Below are 9,744 nucleotides of genomic sequence, written 5' to 3'. Positions count from 1 at the left end.
TCGGGACGAGCGTGGATCACCCGCGGGTGCGGTTCTTGTTCCACACGTCGAAGGCCACGGCCAGCAGCAGCACGAGACCCTTGATGAACTGCTGCACGTCGGTCGAGATACCCATGAGCGACATGCCGTTGTTGAGCACACCCATGACGAGACCACCGGCGATCGCGCCGACCACGCGGCCGACACCACCCTGGACGGCGGCACCACCGATGAACGATGCGGCGATGGCATCCAGCTCGAACAGGTTTCCGGCGCCGGGGCCGGCCGAGTTCAGGCGACCCGTGAAGACGATACCGGCGAGGGCCGCGAGCACGCCCATGTTCACGAACAGCATGAAGTCGACGCGACGGGTGTTGATGCCCGACAGCTTCGCCGCGGTGCGGTTGCCGCCGATCGCGTAGATGTGGCGACCGAAGACGCTCCGGCTCATGACCGTCGAGTAGCCGATGACCAGCACGGCGAGCACGACGAGCACGATCGGGGTCCCGCGCGAGCCGGGAGCGACGCCCAGCAGGTACGTCAGGTACGCGATGAGCGCGCCGCCACCGACGATCTTGAGGATGAACCACAGCTGCGGCTCGTTCTGCAGCTCGAGCGCCGCGCGCTTGGCGCGCTGGCGCACCTGCGACACGACGAACATGACCAGGGTCAGCACGCCGAGGGCGACGGTGATCCACTCGGCGGGCGAGCTGGCGGCCGGGAACAGGTCGGGGAAGAGGTAGCCACCGCCGAGCTGGCGGTACTCGGTCGGGAAGGGCGTGATCTGCGTGTTGCCCAGCGTCATCTGCGTGAGGCCTCGGAACAGCAGCATGCCCGCCAACGTCACGATGAACGCCGGGATGCCGATATACGCCACCCAGAAGCCCTGCCACATGCCGACCACGGCACCCAGGAGCAGCGACAGCAGGATGCCGAGCCACCAGGGCAGGCCCCACTGCACGATGAGCACACCCGAGACGGCACCGACGAAGGCCGCGACGGAACCGACCGACAGGTCGATGTGCCCGGCGATGATGATCATCACCATGCCGATCGCGAGGATCAGGATGTAGCTGTTCTGGACGATGATGTTCGACACGTTGCCCGCGGTGAGCAGACGACCGCCGGTCAACGCCTGGAACAGCAGGACGATGACGATCAGCGCGATGAAGATGCCGATCTCGCGCAGCCGAGAGGTGAAGAACTGCAGCATGCCGCCGGCACCGCTGCCGGTGCCGCCGCCGACGGGACCCTTCGGCGTGGCGGGACCCTGGGGGGTCACGGTGTTGTCAAGCGCTGACATGGTCGGCTTCCTTTTCCTTGGTCATGAGCACCATGAGGGCCTCGGGAGTGGCCTCTTCGATGGGCAGCTGGCCGGTGATGTGGCCTTCGCTGAGGGTGTAGATGCGGTCGCAGATGCCGAGGAGCTCGGGCAGCTCCGAAGAGATGACGAGCACCCCCTTCCCCTGCGCCGCGAGGGAGTTGATGATCGTGTAGATCTCGTACTTCGCGCCCACGTCGATGCCGCGGGTGGGCTCGTCGAGGATGAGCACCTCGGGGTCGGAGAACAGCCACTGCGACAGCACGACCTTCTGCTGGTTGCCGCCGGAGAGCTTTCCGACCACCACGTCGACGCTGGGCGCCTTGATGTTCATCGACTTGCGGTAGCGGTTCGCGACCAGGTACTCCTCGTCGCCGTCCACGAACCCGCCCTTGACCAGCTTGCGCATCCCGGCGAGCGAGATGTTGCGCTTGATGGTGTCGATGAGGTTGAGGCCGGCGCCCTTGCGGTCTTCCGTGACGTACGCGAGCCCGCTGCGGATGGCGGCGGGAACCGTCGAGGTGTCGGCCTTCTTGCCGTTGATGTAGACGGTGCCCGAGATGCGCGAACCGAAGCTCTTGCCGAACACGCTCATCGCCAGCTCCGTGCGACCGGCGCCCATCAAGCCCGCGATACCGACGACCTCGCCGGCGCGCACCGTCAGGTTGGCCTCGTGGATGACGACGCGGTTGGCGTCGGTCGGGTGACTGACGTTCCAGTCCTCGATGCGCAGCACCTCGTCGCCGATCTCGACGTCGCGGTCGGGGTAGCGGTTCTCGAGCTCGCGGCCGACCATCCCGCGGATGATCCGGTCCTCGCTCGTGCCGCCGGTGGCGACATCCAACGTCTCGATCGTGCGACCGTCGCGGATGATCGTGACCTCGTCGGCGATCGCGCGGATCTCGTTGAGCTTGTGGCTGATGATGATGCAGGTGATGCCCTGGCCGCGCAGGTGACGGATCAGGTCGAGCAGGTGCTCGGAGTCGTCGTCGTTGAGCGCGGCGGTGGGCTCGTCGAGGATGAGGAGCTTGACGTCCTTCGACAGCGCCTTCGCGATCTCGACGAGCTGCTGCTTGCCGACACCGATCTCGTTGACGGGCACGTCGGGGCTGTCGCCCAAACCCACACGGGCGAGGAGCTTCGAGGCCTCGCGGTTCGTGGCATCCCAGTCGATGAGACCGCGGTGCGTGATCTCGTTGCCGAGGAAGATGTTCTCGGCGATGGACAGGTAGGGGCTGAGGGCCAGCTCCTGGTGGATGATGACGATGCCGGCGGCCTCGCTGTCGCGGATGTCCTTGAACTCGACGGTGTTGCCGTCGAAGACGATCTCGCCGCGGTAGTCGCCCGCGGGGTACACACCGCTGAGCACCTTCATGAGGGTCGATTTGCCGGCGCCGTTCTCGCCGCAGATGGCGTGAACCGTCCCGCGCGCGACGGTCAACGACACGTCGGCGAGCGCGATGACGCCGGGGAACTCCTTGGTGATCGAGCGCATCTCGAGGATGGTGCTCACGAGGTCCTCCTTGCAGAACCGGCTCGTGGCCGGTCGGGATGATGGGGCGGGGGCGCTGCGCGCCGACCCGCAGGAGCCTCCGCCGCGACCCGGTCGGGCCGCGGCGGAGGCGGGGTGGGAGGGTCGGAACCCTCCCGGGGGATCAACCCAGGTCGGCCTCGGTGTAGTACCCGCTGTCGATCAGGAGTTCCTTGTAGTTGTCCTTCGTGACGATCGTCGACTCGAGGAGGTACGAGGGGACGACCTTCTTGCCGTTGTCGTAGGTCTTCTCGTCGTTGACCTCGGGGGTCTCGCCCTTGCGGATGTCGTCGACCATGGTCACGGCCTGCTTCGCGAGCTCGCGCGTGTCCTTGAAGATCGTCGAGTACTGCTCACCGGCGATGATCGACTTGATCGAGCCGGCCTCGGCGTCCTGACCCGTGATGACCGGCAGCGCGTTCGCCGCGTAGCCGCCCGAAGTGAGGGCCGAGATGATGCCGATCGACAGGCCGTCGTAGGGCGAGAGCACGCCGTCGAGCTTGGTGCCGCCGATGACGGTGAGGATGTTCTCCATGCGCTTCTGCGCCGTCTCGGGCAGCCAGCGGAGGATGGCCGCCTGGCCGAACTCGGTCTGGCCGGAGGGAACCGTCAGCACACCCTTGTCCATGTAGGGCTTGAGGGTGTCCATGGCGCCGTTCCAGAAGTACGTGGCGTTGTTGTCGTCGGGGCTACCGGCGAACAGCTCCACGTTGAACGGGCCGGCGGCGCCGGTCTCGGCGCCCGACGCGTCGAGCACGCCGAGGCCGGTCAGGAGCGACGTGGCCTGCTGGACGCCGACCTTGTAGTTGTCGAACGTCGTGTAGTAGTCGACGTTCTCGGTGCCGTTGATCAGGCGGTCGTACGCGATGACGGGGATGTCGGCGTCCTTGGCCTGCTGCAGCACGTCGGTGAGCGTGGTGCCGTCGATCGAGGCGACGATGAGCGCCTTGGCGCCCGAGGTGATCATGTTCTCGATCTGCGAGACCTGCGTGGGGATGTCGTCGTTCGCGTACTGCAGGTCGACCTGGTAGCCGAGCTCTTCGAGCTGCGACTTGACGTTGTTGCCGTCGGCGATCCAACGCTCCGACTGCTGGGTCGGCATGGCGACGCCGATGATGCCGCCGGCTTCTGCCGAGTCGCCGCTGCCGGCGCCGGTGCGGTCTCCCGCGCAACCGGCCAGGCCGATGCCGAGCGCGAGGACGCCCGCTCCTGCGATCGCCTTGAGCATGCTGTGCTTCTTCACTCTGGTTCCCTCCGTTGGGTGTTTGTCGCGATGTCCCCCGAGGAGCCCATCGCGGGCAGTGCTGACGACGCACGTCGGGCGCACGGTCGGCGGGGCGAAACGGAGGCGGTCGATGAGGCGGGTCACCCGCGTCGTTCGAAACGTCTTCGTCTCGACGGATCCGCTCCGCAGCGAGTCCCGTCGGCCGTGTGACCCGGTCATGTGACCGTTCACATTGTGTGAGTGATGCTACCTCGCGCTGAGCAGTGGCTGTCAAGTCCCGATGCGTTCGCGGTCCAGCCGTTGCCGAAACGTGACGAAAGTCACCACGACGGCGGAGCCGTCGACGAGCGCACGATCAACCGCAGGTGATCGGGCTCGCCCGCGGCGATGTCCTCCACGTCGACCCCGAGGGCGGTGAGCAGATCGATCACGGCGCGCGTGCCGATGCCGGCGAAGTCCTGCCGCACCGTCGTCAACGGCGGCCACAGGTGCGCCGATTCGGGAACGTCGTCGAAGCCGACCACCGAGATGTCCTCGGGCACCGAGCGACCTATGGCGCGAACGGCATGCATGAACCCCAGGGCCATATGGTCGTTGCCGGCGAAGACCGCGGTGGCATCCTCGGTGCGCAATAGCTCGAGCCCCGCCTCGAAGCCGAACTGCGCGCTCCAGTCCCCCAGCACCGGCGGCCGGGGGGAGAGATCGTGGGCGTCCATCTCGGCGAGGTACCCGCGCATCCGATGATCGGCCTCGACCCAGTCGCGGGGCCCGGCGATGTGCAGGATGCGGGTGTGCCCCAACTCGATGAGATGACGCACCGCCGCCCGCGCGCCGGCGGTCTGGTGGTTGTGCGACGAGGTCGTGCCCGTCGACGACACGATCTGCACGGGCACCGGGAGCTGCAGCTCGTCGAGGATCGGTAGCACCCGCGTCTGGGGGGCGACGGCGATGAGCCCCTCCACCGACTGCTGCATGAGGTGGTCGATCGAGGCGCGCACGTCGTCGGGCGCGCTGGTGGCGAGGTTGGTCACCGTCAGGCGGTATCCGGCCGCGCGCGCGGCCGACTCCACGGCCTGGATCATGGTCGCGACGCCGAACGTCGTGGTGCGCGGGCCGAGGACGCCGATCAACCGGGAGCGACTGGTGGCGAGGGCGCGGGCCGCCTGGTTCGGCACGAACTTCAGCTCGGCGATCGCGGAGCGCACCTTCGCGGCCGTCTCGGGTCGCAGCTGCGGGCTGTTGTTGATGACACGCGAGACCGTCTGATACGACACTCCCGCCAGACGGGCGACGTCACGGATGCTCGGGGCGCGGCCCGGTGCTTCCGGGGTGTCGGTGTCGCTCATGGTCCGCCTCGTCGCGGGTCACGCGCTGTTGCGTGACCGGTCACACGAGACTAACCGACGCGCGCGCCTCCCCCGTCGGCCGAGGTTTCCCCCCGTCCACGGGGCGTCAGGACTCCAGCAGAGCGCGGTAGAACCGGATGCCGCGGAGCCACACGTCCACGCGGATGCGCTCGTCGGGAGCGTGCAGCGCGTCACGCTCCGCGCGGGTGAGGTGGAACGGCGCGAAGCGGTACACGGCGTCGGTGAGACCGGTGTAGAAGCGGCTGTCGCTGGCGCCGAGCTGCAGATAGGGCAGCGCGACCACGTCGTGGCCGAGGGTCGCCGACACCGTCGCCGACAGCCGCCGCCAGGCCTCGCCCCGCCACGGCGACACCGGCGAGGGTTCCCCTCCGTGGCGCAGCTCGATGTCGACGAGCGGGTCGGCCACGGCGCGGCGGAGGTGGATCGCCACGTCGGCGAGGGTGTCGCCGGTGAGCAGGCGGACGTTGACCCCGGCGCGGGCGACCGTGGCCAGCACGTTGTCGCCCGCCGCTCCCTCGAGACGGGTGACGACGGCGGTCGTGCGCACCAGTGCGTTCGTCTCGGGGCCGACCCGCGCCAGCGCCCTCGTCAGCAGGGGCGCCGTGACACGGCCGTGCCGGAACACCGTGCCCAGCGGCGGCGCGGCGTGGGCCGCCGCCGTCGCGAGCATGGCCCGCACGGGTGGGGCGAGGCGCAGCGGGAACGGGCGGCGACGCAGGCGATCGACGGCCCGGGCGAGACGGGCCGTCGCGGGCATGGCGGGCGGCGTCGAGGCGTGTCCGCCGGCCTCGCGCGTTACGAGGTCGAACGTCGCGACTCCCCGTTCGGCGACGCCGATCATGGCGGTGGGCGCGGCGACGCCGGGAACGGCTCCCTCCACCACCGCTCCCCCCTCGTCGAGCACCAGGGCCGGACGCACTCCCCGCGCGGCGAGCAGCGCGGCCATCGCCTGCGCCCCCGTGCCGCGGGTCTCCTCGTCGTGGCCGAGGGCGAGCCAGATGTCGGTGCGCGGGACGACCCCGTCGGCCAGGGCCTGCTCGACCGCCTCGAAGATGGCGACGAGGGCGCCCTTGTCGTCGATCGCCCCCCGGGCGTGGATCGTGCGGTCGGCTCCCTCGCCCACGATCTCGGCCGAGAACGGCGGATGCCGCCACTGCTGCCCCTCGACGGGGACGACGTCCTGGTGCGCGAGGAGCACCAGGGGCGCGGCGTCGGTCGTTCCCGCCCAGCGGTAGAGCAGCGACCGCCCCGCGACGACCTCGCGCTCGAGTCGGGTGTGGACGAGCGGGTAGAGACGTTCGAGTGCGGCGTGGAACGCGGCGGAGGCCTCGTCGTCGACGTCGGCGGGGTCGAACCGCGACACCGTCGCGATGGCCAGGAGCTCGCGGAAGCGCTCGACGGGCGTCATGCGACGAGCCTAGACGGCCGCTCCTGTCGCCGTGCGGCCCGGCGGGCCCCCGGAGGGTTGCGCGCCGATACGGTGGGGGTATGACCGGACTGCACTGGGGCATCCTCGCCACGGGCGGCATTGCGCACGCCTTCACCTCCGACCTGCGTACCGCGGGTCTCCACGTCGCCGCCGTCGGCTCACGCCGCATCGAGAGCGCTCGAGAGTTCGCCGAGACCTACGGCATCCCGAACGCGCACGGCTCGTACGACGATCTCGTCGCCGACCCCACGGTCGACATCGTGTACATCGCCACCCCGCACCCCGGCCACGTCGACACGGCGCTGCTCGCCCTCGACCACGGCAAGCACGTGCTGGTCGAGAAGCCGTTCACGCTCAACGAGGTCGAAGCCGCCGCCATCCGCGACAAGGCCGCCGAGAAGGGTCTGCTCGCCATGGAGGCGATGTGGACGCGCTACCTGCCGCACATGGTGCGCATCCGCGAGATCCTCGCCGCGGGAACGCTCGGCGAGATCCGCGTGGTGTCGGCCGATCACACGCAGAAGATCTCCACCGACCCCGCGCACCGCCTCAACGCGCTCGAGCTCGGCGGCGGTGCGCTGCTCGACCTCGGCATCTACCCGATCTCGTTCGCCGTCGACGTGCTCGGCCTTCCCGAGCGCATCACCGCGCTGGCGCGCCTGTCGGATGCCGGGAGCGACGCCGAGGTCGCCACGGTGTTCGCCCACGCCGGCGGCGCGGTGTCGACCACCGTGTCATCGTCACGGGGCGCCGGCACCAACTCGGCGCAGATCGTCGGCACCGAGGCCCGCATCGAGATCGATCGGGTCTGGTACACCCCGACGTCGTTCCGCGTCATCACACCCGACAACGCGGTGGCCGAGCAGTTCACGAGCGAGGTCGAGGGACGCGGCATGCAGTATCAGGCCCTCGCGGCCGAGCGTCTGATCGCCGCGGGCGCCACGTCGAGCGACGTGCAGCCGATCGATGAGACCGTGGCGATCATGGGCGTGCTCGACGAGGTGCGCCGGCAGATCGGCGTCGTCTACCCCGGGGAGCGCTGAGCACGCCTCACGGTCCCGGCACGCGCGGGGCGGCACACGCGGGCGGCACGCCGGCAGGGGTGTCGACTACCCATGGACCGCGGGGACGGGTCAGACTGGACGGTATGCCCGATACGCAGACCGCCCGCGTCGCCGTCTACCTCGACTTCGACAACATCGTGATGTCCTGGTACGACAGAGTGCACGGGCGCAACGCCTACTCGCGTGATCGGCAGAAGATCGCCGAGAACCCCATGGATCCCGAGATCGCCGAGCGTCTCACCAAGGCGACGATAGACGTGGGCGCGGTCATCGACTACGCGGCCTCGTTCGGCACCCTCGTGCTCACGCGCGCCTACGCCGACTGGTCGGCGCCCGTGAACGCCGAGTACCGCTCGCAGCTGGTCGCGCGCGCGGTCGACCTCGTGCAGCTGTTCCCCGCCGCGGCGTACGCCAAGAACGGCGCCGACATCCGTCTCGCGGTGGATGCCGTGGAGGACATGTTCCGCCTGCCCGACCTGACCCACGTCGTCATCGTCGCCGGTGACAGCGACTACGTTCCCCTCGCCCAGCGCTGCAAGCGGCTCGGACGCTACGTCGTCGGCGTCGGCGTGGCGGGGTCGACCGCGAAGTCGCTCGCGGCCGCCTGCGATCGCTTCGACGCCTACGACTCGCTGCCCGGCATTCCGAAGCTGGCCGAGACGAAGAAGGACAAGGATGCCGCTCCCTCGCGGCCGCGCACCCGGAGTCGTTCGAAGGATCCCGCGGTCGACCTGCTCGAGCGCGCCATGCAGCTCGAAGCCGAGCGCGCCGACGGCGAGTGGCTGCACGCGTCGGCGGTGAAGGACCTCATGAAGCGTCTCGACCCCTCGTTCAGCGAGAAGGCCCTCGGGTTCCGCAGCTTCTCGGACTTCTTGAAGGCGCAGACCGCCCACGTCGAGGTCGACGAGGAGTCGAACGTCGTGCAGGTGAAGGCCGTCACGCGGAGCTGATCCGGGCGACGGGGGATCCCGCCGGCCGAGGTTGCGGCGGCGGGAATTCCCGCGACCGGGACCCGTCGACCGGAAGCCCGGCGACAGGGATCGCGGCGACGGCGCGCCCGACGCGCCGACCCCGGGGCTCCGCGCGCGGAGGCCTCAGCGCCTCTCGGCGCCCGGGGCGACGTGGGCGAGCACGCGGTCCCAGACCGACGTCAGCGTCACGTGGCCGTTGACCGATCCGATCTCGTCGTCGGGCACGATCTGCATCTCGGCCGACCGCATCCGCTCCACGTACCACTCGGCATCGCCGGTCGCCGCGGGACCGTCGCCGCCGACGATCACGAGCGCCTCCGCGTCGAGATGGTCGAGCAGGGGCGTGCGCAGGTCGCGGCTGAGCGGGTCGGACGGGCTCTCGACCCCCACGATCGCCAGGCGATCGACGACGGGACCCATCGCCGCGGCCAGGTAGATCGCGATCGCTCCCGCCGACCGCTCCCCCACCAGGCCGACGGGGACTCCCGGGGCCTCGCGCTCGACGAGCTCACGCAGGGCGTCGACGGTGAGCGCGGCGGGGGTCTGCCCGCCGAACACCGGCGGGTCTTCCAATTCGGGGGCGTCGAGACCGACCGCGATGATGCGCACGTCGTAGCCCGAGGTCACCCGCGAGTCGGGGTCGGTCGTGGACACATCGCCGGTGCGCAGCACGAACACCGCGCGCGGAGCTCCGGGAGTGCCGAAGCTGCGGTAGCCGAGCTCACCGTCGAGCCAGGGGGCCAGACTCATCGAGGGGTCCTTTCGTCGTGCTGTCGTGTCGTCCCCGGCGGGGAGAAATCATCGGGGCGGTCGGCTCGTCCGTCAGCCGGCCGTGGGTCGAGCGTCGTCGGTCGAGC

The 9,744-nt window shown here is 69.7% G+C and carries 8 protein-coding genes; 2 read left to right on the top strand and 6 right to left on the bottom strand.

Going from position 1 to position 9,744, the window contains the following annotated elements:
• Positions 1-16: 16 nt before the first annotated feature.
• From mmsB to IFR11_RS07150, 5 genes are all read right to left on the bottom strand, one after another.
• Positions 17-1,192, bottom strand: a complete 1,176-nt coding sequence (gene mmsB / locus IFR11_RS07170; protein ID WP_055839920.1) for a multiple monosaccharide ABC transporter permease — start codon at positions 1,190-1,192, stop codon at positions 17-19.
• A 76-nt stretch (positions 1,193-1,268) separates the two neighbouring features.
• Positions 1,269-2,795: a multiple monosaccharide ABC transporter ATP-binding protein gene (gene mmsA / locus IFR11_RS07165; protein WP_055839923.1), complete on the bottom strand. Its 1,527-nt coding sequence runs from the start codon at positions 2,793-2,795 to the stop codon at positions 1,269-1,271.
• A gap of 160 nt (positions 2,796-2,955) precedes the next feature.
• Positions 2,956-4,059: a multiple monosaccharide ABC transporter substrate-binding protein gene (chvE, locus tag IFR11_RS07160; RefSeq protein WP_055839925.1), complete on the bottom strand. Its 1,104-nt coding sequence runs from the start codon at positions 4,057-4,059 to the stop codon at positions 2,956-2,958.
• 317 nt (positions 4,060-4,376) lie between these two features.
• The gene (locus IFR11_RS07155) at positions 4,377-5,402 is read right to left on the bottom strand and encodes a LacI family DNA-binding transcriptional regulator (protein ID WP_055937888.1); all 1,026 of its coding nucleotides are present in this window, start codon (positions 5,400-5,402) and stop codon (positions 4,377-4,379) included.
• Between the two features lie 106 nt (positions 5,403-5,508).
• Positions 5,509-6,831, bottom strand: coding sequence for a M20/M25/M40 family metallo-hydrolase (locus IFR11_RS07150; protein WP_191915699.1), 1,323 nt, complete (start codon positions 6,829-6,831; stop codon positions 5,509-5,511).
• Positions 6,832-6,911: 80 nt separating this feature from the next.
• Here IFR11_RS07150 and IFR11_RS07145 point away from each other — a divergent pair, with 80 nt between their 5' ends.
• Both IFR11_RS07145 and IFR11_RS07140 read left to right on the top strand, forming a co-directional pair.
• On the top strand, positions 6,912-7,895 hold the full coding sequence (locus IFR11_RS07145) for a Gfo/Idh/MocA family protein (RefSeq protein ID WP_070409619.1): 984 nt from the start codon (positions 6,912-6,914) through the stop codon (positions 7,893-7,895).
• A gap of 104 nt (positions 7,896-7,999) precedes the next feature.
• Positions 8,000-8,866 carry an NYN domain-containing protein gene (locus tag IFR11_RS07140; RefSeq protein WP_055839786.1) on the top strand — a complete coding sequence of 289 codons (867 nt, stop codon included), beginning with the start codon at positions 8,000-8,002 and terminating at the stop codon, positions 8,864-8,866.
• Between the two features lie 144 nt (positions 8,867-9,010).
• Here IFR11_RS07140 and IFR11_RS07135 read toward each other — a convergent pair whose 3' ends face one another.
• Positions 9,011-9,637, bottom strand: coding sequence for a hypothetical protein (locus IFR11_RS07135; protein ID WP_070409618.1), 627 nt, complete (start codon positions 9,635-9,637; stop codon positions 9,011-9,013).
• Positions 9,638-9,744: the final 107 nt, after the last annotated feature.

It is taken from the genome of Microbacterium sp. CFBP 8801, assembly GCF_014839455.1.
Lineage (GTDB): Bacteria > Actinomycetota > Actinomycetes > Actinomycetales > Microbacteriaceae > Microbacterium.
This window is presented reverse-complemented; position numbering and strand designations above follow the sequence as displayed.

Excerpts from the sequence above, each read along its gene's own strand:
- IFR11_RS07150 (WP_191915699.1), bottom strand. The coding sequence starts at position 6,831 with ATGACGCCCGTCGAGCGCTTCCGCGAGCTCCTGGCCATCGCGACGGTG.
- chvE (WP_055839925.1), bottom strand. The coding sequence starts at position 4,059 with ATGCTCAAGGCGATCGCAGGAGCGGGCGTCCTCGCGCTCGGCATCGGC.
- mmsA (WP_055839923.1), bottom strand. The coding sequence starts at position 2,795 with ATGCGCTCGATCACCAAGGAGTTCCCCGGCGTCATCGCGCTCGCCGAC.
- IFR11_RS07145 (WP_070409619.1), top strand. The coding sequence starts at position 6,912 with ATGACCGGACTGCACTGGGGCATCCTCGCCACGGGCGGCATTGCGCAC.
- IFR11_RS07155 (WP_055937888.1), bottom strand. The coding sequence starts at position 5,402 with ATGAGCGACACCGACACCCCGGAAGCACCGGGCCGCGCCCCGAGCATC.
- mmsB (WP_055839920.1), bottom strand. The coding sequence starts at position 1,192 with ATGCTGCAGTTCTTCACCTCTCGGCTGCGCGAGATCGGCATCTTCATC.
- IFR11_RS07135 (WP_070409618.1), bottom strand. The coding sequence starts at position 9,637 with ATGAGTCTGGCCCCCTGGCTCGACGGTGAGCTCGGCTACCGCAGCTTC.
- IFR11_RS07140 (WP_055839786.1), top strand. The coding sequence starts at position 8,000 with ATGCCCGATACGCAGACCGCCCGCGTCGCCGTCTACCTCGACTTCGAC.